Raw genomic sequence first — 16,809 nt, 5'->3', positions numbered from 1 at the left:
AATTATAAGAAATTTTGGAGGTGATTTAGGGTAATTTATTTAGATTTTGGCTTATGTTTGCAGTTTTTGTGGTGCCTGGCTATAACGAGATATGAGGCTTATATTAAAGGATTTTTTATTAAAATTGTACCAGAATTAAGGAGGTTTTGCTTCTTAGAATCGTATATTTTTATTTTGAATTTACCGGTTTTGTAAAAGGTGAAGTCTGCCTGAATTTTTTTTGATGGGTGTACTTCGGCGAAGACGGTATCTTCGTATTCTTCCGTTAAGTCAGTATTAACTTTAAATATTTCGTAAATGAATTTCTTACTTCCGTTTGTAAATAATTTATGTATTTCAGGAAGGAAAAATTTGATATTAACTCCGGCAGGACCAAGCTCAAAAGTTTTTGCTGAATTGATTGGAGTGTTTTTGGAATCTATGTATTCACAGAAAATAATATTTTTATCCGAAGGCATTGAATAGTTTTATTCTTGAGTTACCCCAAAAATAAAACTATTCTCTTATTACTCAAAATAAAAATATATATCGTTTCTTACATAAAGTATATGGTTACCCTCTCATGTAAACAAGGAGAGCAGAGATATCAGAAGGGCGCACTCCGGCGATTCGCATCGCCTGTCCAAGATTATGGGGTCTTATTGTGGAAAGCTTTTCACGCGCTTCCGCAGAAAGCGAACGGAGCTTTTCGTATTTAAAATCTTCAGGGATTTTTATTTCTTCATTCTTATTAAAATTGCTTACCTGTTCTATCTGTCTTTCAATATAACCTTTGTATTTTAGTTCAATTTCAACCTGCTCAAGTGCATCCTGATTTAAAAGAACAGACTGAACCAAATTATTTTCCTTAAGTATTGTTTTATCAATTAATTTGGTGAGTTTAATTTCATTTCTTCGCACAAGATTCGCAATAAATTCACCTTGCGATAATTCCGATGAATTATTTGCTCTTAAGAACTCATTAATATCTTTTGGAGTGAGCGTATTGGTTGAGAAATAACTTATTACATCCTTTATTAATCCTTTCTTAGCTTCCATTGCTGAATAGGTTTCAGAATCTAAAAGACCAAGTTCATAACCGTACTTCATTAATCTTGTATCAGCGTTATCCTGTCTCAGAATTAATCTGTACTCAGCGCAGGATGTGAACATCCTGTACGGCTCTTCGGGACATTTATTAATTAAGTCGTCAATCAAAACTCCAATGTATGCTTCGCTTCTTTTAAGAATGAATGGTTCTTTCTTTTGGATTTTAAGAGCAGCATTTATGCCTGCCATCAATCCCTGAGCTGCAGCTTCTTCATAACCTGATGTTCCGTTTATTTGCCCGGCAACATAAAGACCTGCAACCAACTTAGTTTCTAAGGTCAGGTTTGTTTGATATGTCGGGAAAAAGTCGTATTCAACGGCGTACCCTTTTTTAACTATCTTTACATCTTCCAATCCAACAATTGTTCTCGCTGCCTTTTCCTGGACATCAATTGGAAGGCTTGTAGAGAACCCGTTCATGTAAATCGTTTCGCTGTTCAATGTCTCCGGCTCTAAAAAGATTTGATGCCTTGGCTTCTCAGAAAACCTGGAAATCTTATCTTCTATCGAAGGACAGTACCTTGGTCCTACTCCTTTTATTCTGCCGGTAAACATCGGCGAATCCTCAAAGCCCGTTCTCAGGATTTCATGAGTATGTTCATTTGTATATGTAAGGAAGCAATCAATTTGAGGCTGTGCCGGAAAATCGAGGGGTTTCGTTCTGAATGAAAATGGCTTTGGAAAAGCATCTCCGCCTTGAATTTCCGTTTTGGAAAAATCTATTGTGTTAATATCTAATCGCGGAGGCGTTCCTGTTTTAAGGCGTCCGGTGGTAAATCCCATTTCCAGCATATTGTCGGAGAGACCCTTAGCAGACTTTTCTCCTATTCTCCCGCCTTCAATCTGTGTAGTACCCGTATGCATAATGGCATTAAGGAAGGTTCCGGATGTAATGACCACTGCTTTACAGTTAATTTCGTAACCCAGCTCAGTCTTAACTCCTTGTATTATATATTTGTATAATCCATCTGATTTCTTTACTTTCAGTTCTTTTACAGTATCCTGAACAAGCGTAATATTGGAAAACGACTTCACCATTTCGGCAGCCGCTAAGGAATACAAATCCTTATCTGACTGGCATCTGGGTGACCATACTGCAGGTCCTTTGGACTTGTTAAGCATCTTGAACTGAATACCTGTCTTATCTGCAAGCTCACCCATAACGCCTCCCAGGGCATCTATTTCTCGAACCAGGTGTCCTTTTGCAGTACCGCCAATAGCCGGATTGCAGCTCATGCGTCCAATGGCATTTAAATCCATCGTTACAAGTCCTACCGTGAGACCCATTTTGGCACACGCTATCGAAGCCTCCACACCGGCATGACCGGCACCAACTACTAATACGTCGAAATATTTTTCCATATCTATTTATAATGAGAAATGTTTCACGTGAAACAAAACCCAAGTTGTTTCACGTGAAACATTATCTGTAATACAAATTTAATAAACTTTGATGAGAGAAAAAATGCAGAACAACAAACTATAAACAACTTCCTTAAAATAACAAAGCCGATGCGAGATAAATCTCACACCGGCTTCCCCCTATGAACTACAATTTTTTAAACTTTATTTGATGAGGTTCATCTTTTTAGTTACTACATTGTTTCCAACTTGTAGTGTGTAATAATAAATTCCGCTTGCTAAGTTCTGAGCATTGAACTGAATATCATAAGTTCCCGGCTCCATTAAATCGTTTACTAATTTTGAAACCTCTTTACCAAGTGAGTTATAAACTGTCAGTTTAACTATTCCGGTTGTAGGAATTGTAAAGTTAATGTTGGTTGTTGGGTTAAAAGGATTAGGATAATTTTGATTTAAAGTGAACTTATCGGCAATTGAATTTACCGGTGATGTAACAGATTCCCCCCTGTAAACATCTAGATTAAAGTTAATATCGCCTCTGGTTGTGCCTAAATCTACATTTTTAGTTTGGCTGGCAAATCCAGGGATTGAAGTAAATACTTCATAATTGCCTTTTGCAAATGTGCTTAAAGTATATCTTCCGTCAGTTCCAACAGGTGCGCTGGCAATTACATTTTCGCCGCTCATTAAATAAACCATTGGAATTAAATCCTGTGATAAAGGTGTTAATGCGTTTATCTTTCCTGATACTGAATATGTTTCTGCACCTGAAGGTCTTTCTACAATCTCTTTTCCTACAGCACCCCAGTCGTAATCAATAACTCCGTTAACAGCTTCGTTAGTTGAAATTGCATCAGCACTTTCAAAATCTAACCATCCCGGATAATATGATGCTACATAATCTTCTTCTGTTATGTCATTTGGAAAAATGACACCATATAAGTCTTGAGTTCCTGTAACGGTTGCTACATAATTACCACTTGCGTCTAAGGTCGCAGTGGCTTTAAGCACCGTGTTACCCTGATTATCAATGGAATAAAACTTAATTACTCCGTTTGTGGCAATTACCGAGAGAGTATCATCTTCTGCGGTGTAAATGTATACAGTTCCCTTCAGTGTAGTCGTTTGGCCCGAGGATGTATTGGGATGAAATATTGATATAATCATCACCAACGAGAAGATAAGAAACATCACCTTGAACTTCAAAACTTTGCTTGTAAGTATTTGGTTTTTCATAAATATATTATTAAATTAATTCATTTATTTTTTTCGAATTCCCCCAATAAAACTCGAAAGTATTAGCTAAAAATGTTGCAAGTTCTTTGTTTTTTACTACTATATCTGAACGCTTGTGTTTCGGTAAAACAGGTTCAAATATATTAAAATATACGGTATATCTGTCAAAAATTGCGATATTAGAAATTGATTCTGTTGTAAACTTTATCTGCTCACCATTTTTTTCATATTTTTTAAAAATCTCTAACGACTCTTTAAAAGATAGAGTTACCAGCTTGTTTTGCTCGACGAATTTCAAATATTCTGATGGCTGGTAGATACATTTATATATTCCGCCTTTTTTTATGAAAGAACTAATCATTTTATCCGTATCATCTGAAATCATACCATCGTTTTCAAGCTTAACCATTAAGAGAATTTCATTTTTTGATTGCTTTGTATATTCAGCAAACTTAGCATCTCTGTGTTTGTTGTGTCCTCGTACAAGCTCTATATTAATAAAGTCCTGATCTGAAGATAATTTTGATTTATATAGTGGAAAAAGATTATCAAAAACAGATTTTGCGTTCTGAGCCTGTAGATTCGCCTTTCTAATTGTGTCATCCTGAACTTTATCACCGATTATTCTAGGATCAATCATCTGAAACATTGTGATACGGTTCGTATCTATTTCATTGATATAACCTAATTTTACAAACTGGTTTAGGATATCATAGACATCTGTTCTTCTTATATTTGCCTCTTTGGCAACATCTGATGCTGCCATCAAATCTCCCCGTAAAAGAACAAGAAAAACCTTGGCTTCTTTTTCGGTGAATCCTAACTTAAGTAAATTTTCAGTCATGCGCGAAAGTGTAGTATATATCTTGTACAACAAAATTCGCAATATTAAAAAACAAAGTCAAGAGACAAAATTAAATTGCAGAATTTATTGTAGAAGTTTCCTACAACACTATAAGAGCAACACCTATGCCAAAGAACGAATTATTTATTTGCAGATATTGTGCCTAATTTATCGATAATTTTAATCTCCCGCCAAAGAGTATTAGAGAGTACTGCATAGTTGAGAAGTGCTTGAACTATAAATGACTTAATTCATACTATATAATAAATTATTTTGACAAAATGAAGATTAATTTTAATGTACTAGGCGGTGGAAACGAAATCGGCGCAAATTCCTTTTTACTTAGTTTAAACGAGATTAACATAGTATTAGATTCAGGATTGCATCCAAGAAAAAAAGGCTCTTCAGCATTTCCCAACTATGAATCTATAAAAAATGAAAAAATTGACCATCTGATAATAACTCACGCTCATACAGATCACATCGGCTCGCTTCCCTATTTTCTAAAATTTTTTCCGTATGCAAAAATTTATTCTACTAAAGCCACTCTTTCCCTGGCAGAAGTTATGCTGAGCAATACTACCAGAATACTTCGGGAAGAGTTTGAACTGGAATTTGATAAAAGCATGATAAGTAATTATAAAGAAGAAACACTTGATATTATCCCTATGATAATGAAACGTTATGATTACGAGGAGAAAATTCATCTTAATGATTCCGGTAACGAAAAAATTAGTTTTAAATTCTTTGATGCGGGGCACATTCTTGGCTCTGCATCTGTATTAATTAATGCCGCCGGGAAAAAAATATTTTACACGGGAGATATTAATTTAAGAAATCAGTCTCTCATTCCAAAAGCAGAATTACCAAAAAATAAAATTGATATTCTCATCACTGAAGCAACAAACTGTGCTTCAGAAAATTATCCTGATTATAAAGATGAAGAGAAAAGACTTGGCGCTTTTATTAATAGAATAATTAATAAAGGAGGCTCTGTGCTCATCCCTTCTTTTGCGCTTGGGAAGTCACAGGAGATTCTTATGCGTGTGCACACATTAATGAAGAAGAATATAATTCCGCACGTGCCGGTTTATTACAGTCCGATGTCCAAAGCAATCAATGATGTTTATGATGACTACATTTACTCTATTAATAGAGTAAAGAAAGGATTTAAACTTTCGGAAATTGACTTTACGCTATTAGGCAGAAGAGATTCTGTAAGAGGGGATTTTTACAAGCACCCTTCTATTGTTATAGCTACAAGCGGAATGATGATGCCGCGCACTGCATCTTACACAATTGCAAAACAATTTCTTCCAAGAGCAAATTTTGGAATTGCAGTTTGCGGCTACTGCGACCCTGATACTCCCGGCTATTTAATTAAGAACGCCAGATATAATGAGCTGCTTTATTTAAATAGTTTTGAAAGTCCGATAGATGTAAAATGCGAAATAGGAAACTTCCGGTTTTCTTCTCACTCAAGAAAAGAAGAGCTGGAAAAAATGATTGAGCATTTAAACCCTGATACCATTATAATTGTACACGGAGATGAAAATGCAATTAATTCGCTCGGAAACGACACAGTAAAAAAATATCCCGGGAAAAGAATAATCGCCCCGGAGAAGAACAGGGATTATAAATTATCTTGATAAAATCTTAATGATTGAATAAGTTTTATCAAAGATTTAAATAATTTTACATCTCACCTTATGAAAAAGATTATATTAACACTCATTTTGCTTTGCGCAAATTTTATTTACTGTCAGATTGATTCCTACGGTCCCTGGACAAGAACAAATACTTCTTATCCATTACATAATTTATTTACCAGTTACAATGGTGATTACTTTATGTTTTATAATAATGACTTATACAGAAGTAACGGATTGTTTTACAGCTGGGAAAAAATAGAGAGCGGTCATTTTGCTGATTCTCCATCAATTTTATTTTATGCAGGAAACAATGTTTACTTAGTTGGAACAGCTAACGGAATCTACCGAGAAACAAATTTAAGTAACTGGTCAAAAATAACTTCAGGCCTGCCCGATACAATTGCGATAAGTGGATTTGTTAAGAATGTCCCCGGAAGCATCTTTGCATCTACCAGCAAAGGAATTTACTGTTCAACAGATAATGGATCTACATGGAGCGCAAGAAATAACGGCGTTCCTCCGCAAACTGATTGTATAAACTTACAAATAGATGAAAACAATATTTTGTATTTCACTTCAGGTTATACAAATATTTCCGTTAACCGGGGACTATACCGTTCTACAAACGCAGGTGTAAGCTGGCAAAAAGCAGAAGGAATGCCTTCATACGAAACTTACTCTTTAATATATATTAACTCTGTCGGAAATGTTTTTGCATCGGGCGCGTCATATGCGGGGGGAATTCCAACATACGGTTTATATAAATCAAATAATGGTTTAGATTCATTCAGATTTGTATGCTCGCAAAATCCCCATTCAATAATAAATACGCAATTCAACTCTTACATAGGAACATTCAACTATATTACAATTTCAGGAACATCTAACTACATAGCAGTTTCTTCTGATGGCGGCGCAACGTGGAATACTACACTGCAAAATTCCTCAGGGATTAATTATAATAATTTATATTCTCTACAAGGGTCATTCATAGCAACATCAGGATACCCGGGATTATGGAAAACTACAAACCTTGGACAAAACTGGTCGCGAGAAATTAAAGGAATCCCAATAGGTTCAAAAGTTTCAAAACTTGAAATTAACGTACCCAACATATATGCAATAGCGAACGGACAACTATACAACTCAACAACAAGAGGAGATTCATGGAATTTTATACAGCTGCCGGTAACATTGCCATCAACTGTTAGTGACTTAACTTTATCAGGAAGTAATTTATATATACTATTAAATTCAAATATATACAAATCTACAAATTCAGGAACTAACTTTACTCAATTAGGTTCACCAACTCCGAGTGTAACAGGAGTAAAAATATCTAACGGAGTAATTTATGTTTACGGCGGCGGAGTTTACAGAACAACTAACGAAGGCACAAACTGGGAAACTCTGATTAACGGTTATCCTGCAGGTGCACATATCAATACATTGGAGGTAATTTCAGGTACAATTTATCTTGGAACCGATAACCACGGTGTTTACAAATCTACCAATAATGGAAGCAGTTGGGTAGAAGCAAATAACGGTCTGACGGGCTCTAATATTTTAAGCATTGGATTGGGGAACGGAATCTATGCAGGTACAAGTGGAAGCGGAGTATTCTATTCAACAAATGAAGGCAATAATTGGGTAAAAGTAAACAGCGGCATTGCTTCAGATAATCTTAATTATTATGATATAATAAAGAATGAAGGAGTTTTGCACTCACCTTATGAAGTAATTTTTGCCACCGGAAAATATCCCGGTAATAATAATTACAGAGGAATTTTAATCTTTAACGGAAGCCTTATCTCTCCAGAATGGAGTTCATTAAATACAACTCAATATGTTAAAGATACAAGCGCATATTCTCTTGCATGGGGAGGATTCAGCTGCTTTTACGGCGGAGATTCAGGTGTTTATGTTCAGGGATGGGGAGATGATATTAGAAGTATTTCATCTGAGATTCCGAAGAATTTTTCACTCTCGCAAAATTATCCGAATCCGTTTAATCCGTCAACAAAATTTACTTATGAGCTGAACCAAAAAACTTTTGCAAAGATTTCTGTATTTGATATTACCGGAAGAGAAATTGCCACACTAATAAATGGAATTCAAAATGCAGGAGTTTATGAGGCTTCATTTGATGCAGGTAAATATGGTTTAACCAGCGGAATTTATTTTTATACTCTGAACGCGGGGGAGTTTAATGAAACAAGAAAAATGGTTTTGGTAAAATAATTAAATTTAGAACTGCTCAATAAACAATATTGGGAAACAAAACAAATTTTAAAAATTAAATTCAAAGGAGCGGTTATGAAAAACACATTTACTCTCTTTGCTTTTATTACACTCTTTCTTTATATCTCTCTAAATAACTGTAAGGCTCAGTCTCCTGTTTATTTTATGGAGGCCGATACCTTAGTATCTTCTCCTTCTTATGATTATAAAAATCCAACTTTCGCAAATGAATATTTAAGCTCTCCAACTGCAAATTTATTTTATGAGAGACATAATGGCAGCTCATCGGATATAATGTTCAGAACAGCAAGTTATACAGGCTACAGCCAGGAAGTTCCTGTAACAAATAGCCAGGGTGAGCTTAATATAAATCCTGTATTCAGCATTAATACGGTTGTATGGCAATCAAATAAAAACGGTAACTGGGATATATATTATTCAACTTACAACGGAGCAGGCTGGTCAGCGCCTGTAATATACCCCGGCTGCACAAATGAAGATGAAACAACTCCGGCATATCTGAACAACAACACTTCACCTTTACAATATAATTTTTCTTTTCTGATTTTTAAAAGAGGCAATGATTTGTTTCTCAGAAGATATAAATCAGAAACTTCAACATGGATAGGCACTGAACAGAATCTTACAGACGGCATCAGCGAAAACTGTTCCTCACCTTTGATTATCAGCGCAAGCACTTTATATGTATTTTCTTTTGTAAAAGAAGTCTCTCCTTCATTATCAAAGTTGAATTACAGGGCATTTAATTTTAATATTACTACAGCAGATATTACATGGCAGTCATTGTTTGAATCAAATTTATCCGAAACACAAAAAAATCCGAGATACAACAGAGACATATTTGGGGGCTATTACATCGGGTTTGACTACGGGGTATCAACACAATCTTGCCGCGGCACATATTCCGCTCCAAACCCCTCCGTTTACAATTTTACAAATAATTTAGCAGGAAGTCATTCAGGCGGCAAAGGAGTAATATTTCCATATATTTTTTCAAATAACGCCGCCGGTAATAATTTTCATTTTAATGGTTTCGGCTGTGTTACAAAAACTGCTGATTCAACCTTTATCACACTTATAGGACAATGTGATAGCTCAAAAAACAGTTCAACAATCCGAAAAAAATACATCGGCAATGCAAGCGTAAACTCAAAAGTTGATTTAAGTGAAACACTGCCCAGCAGCGGAATAATCGGTCCCTCATACAAATTCAGAGCTGTATGGGAGCAAAATGTAAACGGCAGGATTGCCCTGATGGGTTCCTCTATGACAGAATATTTGACGGAAATTCCGAACACATCTTCTACTGTTTCATATAAGTTATATCAGAATTTCCCAAACCCATTCAACCCTACTACTAAGATTAATTACGAATTAAAAATTACGAATTTCGTTAGCCTGAAGGTTTTTGATTTGCTCGGGCAGGAAGTTGCGACTTTAGTAAACGAAAAGCAAAATGCAGGAAATTATGCTGTAGATTTTAATTCAACTGACTTTAATCTGCCAAGCGGAATTTATTTTTATACTTTGAATGCAGGGAAGTTTAATGAGACAAGAAAAATGATTTTAATAAAATAAATTTTTACTGTGAAAAAGTTTATAATAATTACTTTATTTTTTATCTGGGGACAAATTGTTTTCGGGCAAAGCGGATGGCAGTCTCCGAATGCATCACCTATTGGAGGCGAATACAATGATATTTTCTTTATCGATAATTACACAGGGTGGATTGTGGGAAATTCGGGCTTAATTATGAAAACTGAAGAAGGAGGTGCTTATTGGAACGTAAAAGAAATTAACGGCTCTTACAACTTAAATTCAGTTTACTTTGTCAATGTGCTAACAGGAGTTGCAGTCGGCACAAAAGGAAAAATACTGAGAACAACAAATGGAGGTGATAGCTGGGTCTCAATATCAAGCGTCAGCAATCAAGATCTCAATGGTGTAATTTTCTGGGATGAAATGAACGGATTGATCTGCGGTGATACTGCAAACGTTCTTAAGACTACAAATGGAGGTTTAAACTGGACTTTACTTTTTTCCGGAAGCACAAATCTGAAAACCATGAATAAGCTGCCTAATAACACTGTAGTAATTTTTAGTCAAAATCAACAACTTCGTACTACAGATATGGGCCAGACTTGGACAAACGGTCCTACACCAATTGGTTTTGTAAATCATGTAAACTTTCTTGATAATCAAAATGCATGGGCACCGAGCGGATATTATTTTTATAAATCTACAAATGGCGGAGTAAATTGGACAGAGCTAGGTAATGGGGCCGGATACTGGATAACTCCCTATTCAAGCTCATTTATAAATTCCCAAACAGGCTATGCAGTAGGAACGTTTTCTTTTATTGGCAATACTTATTTGATGAAAACCACAAACAGTGGAAGCAACTGGGAATATATAAATATTCATAATGAAAATATAAATTTAAAATTTATAAATTTTATTAACTCAAGTACAGGGTTTTGTATAGGAGAGCTTGGCTCAATTTTCAAAACAACTAATGCGGGAGAAAACTGGATTCCGTATTTTTCTTTAAATACTTCAAAATCTTTTTATAATGTTCAGTTTTTAAATTCATTAACAGGATATGCCAGAAATTATCCTAACGAAGTTTTAAAATCCACAGATGGAGGGAATACTTGGAATGTAAACATTCCACTGGGTTCATCAAATATTTACAGTTTATCTTTTGCAGATGTAAATACCGGCTGGGCTTCAGGTCCGCAAGGTGCACTCTATAAAACAACAAATGGAGGGCAAAACTGGCTTACACTAAATTTTGGAATAAACTCGGATTTCAATTATATATATTTCATAAATCAGCAGACGGGATGGGCTATGGTAAATACATCCGGTGTATTATATAAGACTACAAATGGAGGTGAAAACTGGTTTCAAGGATATCAAAATGCAACTTCAAAGTTACAATTTTTAAATGCGTCGACTGGTTTTATGGCAGGAACATTCAACACCTACATAACAATTGATGGAGGAATTTCATTTCAAGCAATTACACCTTCCATTCCATTGATGATAAGCAACAGTGTAAGCTTTATCAATCCACAAACAGGATGGGTTTGCAATTCCAATCAGGTCTTTAAAACAACTAATAGAGGGAGTAACTGGACAACCATCGAATTAAGTTCATTTGGAATAAAATTATTTATGCCTGAAATTAAATTCATTAATAGTCTCACGGGGTTTTGTTACGATGTTCAGGGAAAAATAATCAAATCCATTGATGGCGGAACTACATGGAATTATGAAAACATATTAAGTAAAAGAAATTTTTACTCTCTTTATTTCATTAATGAAATGACCGGATGGCTTGGGGGTACAAACGGAGTATTGTTTAAAACTACTACAGGGGGAACAAGCGGAGTTAAGCAGGTAAGCACAAACATTCCAGATAATTTTTCACTTTTTCAAAACTATCCAAACCCGTTCAATCCTTCAACGAAAATAAACTACGAAATAAAATCATCAGGATTTGTATCGCTGAAAGTTTATGATTTACTCGGGAAAGAAGTTGCTACACTTGTTAACGAAAAACAAAATGCTGGAAGCTATGCTATGGATTTTAATTCAACAGAATTTAATCTGCCAAGCGGAATTTATTTTTACACTCTTAAAACGGATGGATTTACTGAGACAAAAAAGATGGTGCTGGTGAAATAATAATTATAATACAGGCTATAGTTTTAGGGTTTATTTCATATTTAACAGCAGTTTATTTTCTGTGTTTTTCGCTTAAAAAATCTTTTGTTCTTACCTGTTAAATTAATAGCTTTGAGAAATTTATCTTATGAAAAAGATTCTTTTAGTAATTATTTTATTGTGTATCTCAAATTTCGGATACACTCAATGGATTCAGCAATCACCCTATCCGACTAATTCAGACCTCTACGGTTCAGCAATAATTAATAGTCAGACTTTTTTAGCAGCAGGCCAATCCGGATTAGTTTTAAAAACATCTAACGCAGGTATTAACTGGACTCCATTTGTTGTCGGAATAAATGAAACCATGTCTGCATTATATTTTTTGAATTCATCTACAGGATGGGTTGTGGGATATAACGGAAAATTATACAAAACCACCGATTCAGGAAATTCCTGGTTCCCTCTTTCGCTGCCAAGCTATTCACAGTTTCCCCGTACAATTTTTTTCGCTAATGAAAACACAGGATGGATAGGAGATAACGGAATTTACAGAACAACTAACGGAGGTAATAACTGGCTCTCAGGTGCATCCGTTCCGGCAGTTACTTCTCTCCATTTTAATAATGAAAATCTCGGAGTCGCTTGCAGCTATATTGGCGTAATTGGAAAAACCACAAACGGTGGAATTAACTGGCAAACCGTCCTCAGCAATCCCGCAGCACTTTATTCAGTTAAGTTAATGCAGAACGGCTCAGGGTGGGCTTCAGGTGATACCGGACGAATTTATAAAACAACTGACTTCGGAAGCACCTGGCAGATGCATCAAAGCGGTGTTACAGGAAGACTGAATTCTATTTTCATTCAGGACTCACTTAATGTATTTATCTGCGGTCAAAATGGAATGGTATTACATACCACTAACAGCGGAGTAAACTGGATACTGCAGAATACGCAAATCTATGATGAATTATATTCTATAAATTTTTTCGGAGTAGTCGGATGGGCAGTCGGCTATGGAGGTAAAATAATTTTTACATCGGATTCGGGAAAACACTGGCAGATAAAATCAAATGGTACAGGTGATTATCTTGCTTCAATAAATTTTATAAATAATACTACAGGGTGGGCTGCAGGCGGAGGTGGTAATATTTATAAAACCACCAACAGCGGAGTGAACTGGCTCCCGCTGAACAGCGGCACTCACGAAGATTTAAGTTTTAAAAGTGGGTGCTTTCTTGACTCATTAAATGGATGGATAGCAGGATATAATTCAATAAGCGATAGTTCATTTATCCTGAGAACAAAAGACGGCGGAATTACATGGATTAAATCTGTCCTTACCCGCTATGACGAGATTCGTCCTGTTTTTTTTATAAATAAATCTCTCGGCTGGTTCAGCACAGATTATGGGAAAATTTACAAATCTTCTGACGGAGGCGTTAATTGGGATACAATTTGTTCATCAGGAAGCTTGAGTCCGTTTCAGCTGCAATTTATAAATTCCAATACGGGATTTATGTGTGATGCTAATTCTGAAATTTTAAAAACCACTAACGGCGGATCTAATTGGGAACATTATAATGTTCCTCCGGGAGGGATAGTAAGGCAGATAAATTCAATATCATTTGTAAACGAAACTACTGGCTGGCTTACAAAATATTTTGGAGGTGTGTATAAGACTACTAACGGGGGAGTAAACTGGTTTACACAAGATGGAGCTACAATTGATCCTCTATGGACGATTTATTTTCTGAATGAAAATTATGGATGGGCTTGCGGAGATAATGGTGCTTTGGTACGAACTACAAACGGAGGAGCTAACTGGAAAAAATATGATACCGGAACTCATGAACAGCTCTACAGTCTTCATTTCATCGATATAAACACCGGGTGGATATGCGGAACTGGAGGAATAATTCTCAGATCTACCAGCGGAGGAACTTCCTTTATTCGGTCTATAGGGAATATTATACCCGATAATATTTCCCTCTCCCAAAACTACCCCAATCCGTTCAATCCTACAACGAAAATAAATTATGAAATAAAATCTTCAGGATTTGTATCGCTGAAAGTTTATGATTTACTCGGGAAAGAAGTTGCTACACTTGTTAACGAAAAACAAAATGCGGGAAGCTATGCTATGGATTTTAATTCAACAGAATTTAATCTGCCAAGCGGAATTTATTATTATACATTGAGTACGGATGGGTTTGTTGATACAAAGAAGATGGTTTTAATAAAATAAATTTTAAAGATCCCTGATTGCTTTGATGAAGATAATGTAATCAGGGATTTTAGTATATATCCCTCTCTGTAATTTTGCGAATTATTTACGCACTAATTATTTAAGTTGCTATTTTTTCTTTTCTTCATTACATTTTCATACACTTCAAATTTAAAATAACAATGCTATGAAAAAGCAAAAGTTATTTCTATGTTTAGTCTTTTTTTTAACTACGGGAAATTTATTTGGGCAAAGCGGGTGGATTGTACAAAATCCGCATCCTTTCGGTTCTAGCTTCAACTGTATAACATTTATAAATTCAAATACAGGTTGGTTAGGTGGTAACAACGGAACAATTTTAAAAACTATAGACAAAGGATCAAACTGGATACTTCAATATAATAACTTAGAATTTTCTGTAAACAAATTTTATTTTTTAAATGAACTGACAGGTTGGGCTGCAGGAAGTTCAGGTAAAATTCTGAAAACCATTAACGGTGGACAAAATTGGATATTACAAAACAGCTTATTCTCTTCAAATTTAAGTTCTATAAAATTTATTAATTCGCAAACGGGATTTGTATGCGGTTATGGTCTATCTATTTTAAAAACAACAAATGGCGGTATAAATTGGTTTGTGCAAAGACAACAATCTACATCGAGTTCTCTGACAGATATAAATTTTTTTAATGACAATGTAGGTATAATTACAGGAACGAACGATTACTACAAAACAACTGATGGCGGGGTATCATGGATAGAAACAATATCAACTATTGGTGATATGAGGCAAGTGTTTTTCATAAATGATTCGTTGGGCTGGGGCGCGCAAGGAACAAGGGTTTTAAAAACTACTAATATGGGGATAAATTGGATTGTTCAGCAAAATTATATACCTGCAGGAGTATTAACTTCATTGTATTTTTTAAATGATAAAACAGGTTACACCTGCGGAAGCGAAGGGAAAATTTTTAAAACTACAAATAGCGGGGAAAGCTGGATTTCATATTATGCCAATAGTTCACTATACCTCACATCACTTTATGTAATAGATTCATTAACTTTGTTCGCTTCGTCTAAAAGTAATTCTGTTTTAAAAACAACTGATATGGGAATTAATTGGAATGTAACGCATTTAAACACTTCTGCTTTTAATACTCTTTCCGGTGTAAATTTTATTAATGATTTAACCGGTATCTGTGTTGGATGGAATAATCTTATTTTAAAAACCAGCACTGGAGGTGAAGACTGGATACAAAGTTCGTATGGTTCATATTCAGCCGCTTATTCAGATAAAATAATATTTCTTTCTACGGAAAATATTTTACTAAATCTACTTGATTCGCCCGGTGGAATACCTCCTTATTTTTCATTTATATTGAGATCCACAAATGCTGGACAGAGCTGGACAGAAGTTCTTGCATCAGGAGGTGTAAGAATTAATTCTTTGTTTTTTTTAAATAATTCTACCGGATGGGTTTGTGATGATATTGGAAGAATAAGAAGCACTATAAATGGCGGAGCATCGTGGACTTCAGTCAATTCACCCGGAAGTTATTATCTGACAGATATCCAATTTAAAAACACTTCAACGGGATGGGTTCTTTCACATGAGAATTATCAAAACCCTAAAATTCAAATAACAAATAATGGGGGAGCATCTTGGGCATCTGCTGTAATTCCTGAAGTGAGTTTTCATGTTAACTTTATCAACTCAACCACAGGCTTTATACTTAGCAATAAAATAATGAAATCAACTAATGGGGGTATGAATTGGCGGACCGTTCATTCTTCTGATTGGCTGAACGATATTAAATTCACAAACGAATTGACAGGTTGGTGCGTTGGTGACGATGGAAAAATTATAAAAACAACTAACACGGGCGAAACCTGGTTTGATGTAAGTAATCTATCGGGAACTCAATTAAATTCAATTAATTTTGTAAATGATAACACCGGTTGGATCGTCGGTTCCGGGGGAGTAATAATTAAAACCACTACCGGCGGTAGTATATTCGCTTCTCAGATTTCATCACAAATACCTGAACAATTTCTACTTCACCAAAATTATCCCAATCCGTTCAATCCTACTACAAAAATAAATTACGAAATAAAATCTTCAGGATTTGTATCGCTGAAAGTTTATGATTTACTCGGGAAAGAAGTTGCTACACTTGTTAACGAAAAACAAAATGCGGGAAGCTATGCTATGGATTTTAATTCAACAGAATTTAATCTGCCAAGCGGAATTTATTTTTACACTCTGAAAACAGATGGGTTTACAGAGACAAAGAAGATGGTTTTAATAAAGTAAATCTTTAACCGCTGATTACACTGATTGGAAATGATGGATATAATTAATATTTAAAAGATGTTCACTTATCATTCGAGTGATACTGTATCTGTGTAATCAGTGATTCAAGTTGTTATTAGCGTTCTTTCTCACTACCTTGTAATACGATTGG

General features: G+C 35.2%; 10 protein-coding genes. 6 read left to right on the top strand and 4 right to left on the bottom strand.

Going from position 1 to position 16,809, the window contains the following annotated elements; translation table 11 throughout:
• Positions 1–98 precede the first annotated feature (98 nt).
• From JST55_07870 to JST55_07855, 4 genes are all read right to left on the bottom strand, one after another.
• Complete coding sequence (locus JST55_07870) at positions 99–458, bottom strand: hypothetical protein (GenBank protein MBS1493411.1); 360 nt, start codon at positions 456–458, stop codon at positions 99–101.
• A gap of 94 nt (positions 459–552) precedes the next feature.
• A complete protein-coding gene (gene mnmG, locus JST55_07865; GenBank protein ID MBS1493410.1) occupies positions 553–2,451 on the bottom strand; it encodes a tRNA uridine-5-carboxymethylaminomethyl(34) synthesis enzyme MnmG in 1,899 nt (632 codons plus the stop codon).
• 204 nt (positions 2,452–2,655) lie between these two features.
• Complete coding sequence (locus tag JST55_07860) at positions 2,656–3,687, bottom strand: T9SS type A sorting domain-containing protein (protein ID MBS1493409.1); 1,032 nt, start codon at positions 3,685–3,687, stop codon at positions 2,656–2,658.
• 10 nt (positions 3,688–3,697) lie between these two features.
• A complete protein-coding gene (locus JST55_07855) occupies positions 3,698–4,531 on the bottom strand; it encodes a hypothetical protein (GenBank protein ID MBS1493408.1) in 834 nt (277 codons plus the stop codon).
• A gap of 281 nt (positions 4,532–4,812) precedes the next feature.
• On the opposite strand from JST55_07855, the gene JST55_07850 reads away from it, so the two are divergent.
• The 6 genes from JST55_07850 to JST55_07825 all read left to right on the top strand — a co-directional run bounded on the left by JST55_07850 (position 4,813) and on the right by JST55_07825 (position 16,658).
• Positions 4,813–6,180: an MBL fold metallo-hydrolase gene (locus tag JST55_07850; GenBank protein ID MBS1493407.1), complete on the top strand. Its 1,368-nt coding sequence runs from the start codon at positions 4,813–4,815 to the stop codon at positions 6,178–6,180.
• Between the two features lie 60 nt (positions 6,181–6,240).
• On the top strand, positions 6,241–8,424 hold the full coding sequence (locus tag JST55_07845) for a T9SS type A sorting domain-containing protein (protein MBS1493406.1): 2,184 nt from the start codon (positions 6,241–6,243) through the stop codon (positions 8,422–8,424).
• 75 nt (positions 8,425–8,499) lie between these two features.
• Positions 8,500–10,023 (top strand): T9SS type A sorting domain-containing protein, encoded by a 1,524-nt coding sequence (locus JST55_07840; GenBank protein ID MBS1493405.1) that lies wholly within the window; start codon positions 8,500–8,502, stop codon positions 10,021–10,023.
• Positions 10,024–10,032: 9 nt separating this feature from the next.
• Positions 10,033–12,138 carry a T9SS type A sorting domain-containing protein gene (locus tag JST55_07835; protein ID MBS1493404.1) on the top strand — a complete coding sequence of 702 codons (2,106 nt, stop codon included), beginning with the start codon at positions 10,033–10,035 and terminating at the stop codon, positions 12,136–12,138.
• A 127-nt stretch (positions 12,139–12,265) separates the two neighbouring features.
• A complete protein-coding gene (locus tag JST55_07830) occupies positions 12,266–14,365 on the top strand; it encodes a T9SS type A sorting domain-containing protein (GenBank protein ID MBS1493403.1) in 2,100 nt (699 codons plus the stop codon).
• A gap of 166 nt (positions 14,366–14,531) precedes the next feature.
• Positions 14,532–16,658, top strand: a complete 2,127-nt coding sequence (locus JST55_07825; protein ID MBS1493402.1) for a T9SS type A sorting domain-containing protein — start codon at positions 14,532–14,534, stop codon at positions 16,656–16,658.
• The last annotated feature ends 151 nt before the right edge of the window (positions 16,659–16,809 follow it).

The organism is Bacteroidota bacterium, from assembly GCA_018266835.1.
Classification (GTDB): Bacteria; Bacteroidota; Ignavibacteria; order Tepidaquicellales; family Tepidaquicellaceae; genus JAFDZO01.
Note: the sequence above shows the minus strand (reverse complement) of the source record. Positions and strands in the feature narration are given on the sequence as shown.

Excerpts from the sequence above, each read along its gene's own strand:
- mnmG (MBS1493410.1), bottom strand. The coding sequence starts at position 2,451 with ATGGAAAAATATTTCGACGTATTAGTAGTTGGTGCCGGTCATGCCGGT.
- JST55_07850 (MBS1493407.1), top strand. The coding sequence starts at position 4,813 with ATGAAGATTAATTTTAATGTACTAGGCGGTGGAAACGAAATCGGCGCA.
- JST55_07825 (MBS1493402.1), top strand. The coding sequence starts at position 14,532 with ATGAAAAAGCAAAAGTTATTTCTATGTTTAGTCTTTTTTTTAACTACG.
- JST55_07870 (MBS1493411.1), bottom strand. The coding sequence starts at position 458 with ATGCCTTCGGATAAAAATATTATTTTCTGTGAATACATAGATTCCAAA.
- JST55_07830 (MBS1493403.1), top strand. The coding sequence starts at position 12,266 with ATGAAAAAGATTCTTTTAGTAATTATTTTATTGTGTATCTCAAATTTC.
- JST55_07845 (MBS1493406.1), top strand. The coding sequence starts at position 6,241 with ATGAAAAAGATTATATTAACACTCATTTTGCTTTGCGCAAATTTTATT.
- JST55_07860 (MBS1493409.1), bottom strand. The coding sequence starts at position 3,687 with ATGAAAAACCAAATACTTACAAGCAAAGTTTTGAAGTTCAAGGTGATG.
- JST55_07840 (MBS1493405.1), top strand. The coding sequence starts at position 8,500 with ATGAAAAACACATTTACTCTCTTTGCTTTTATTACACTCTTTCTTTAT.
- JST55_07855 (MBS1493408.1), bottom strand. The coding sequence starts at position 4,531 with ATGACTGAAAATTTACTTAAGTTAGGATTCACCGAAAAAGAAGCCAAG.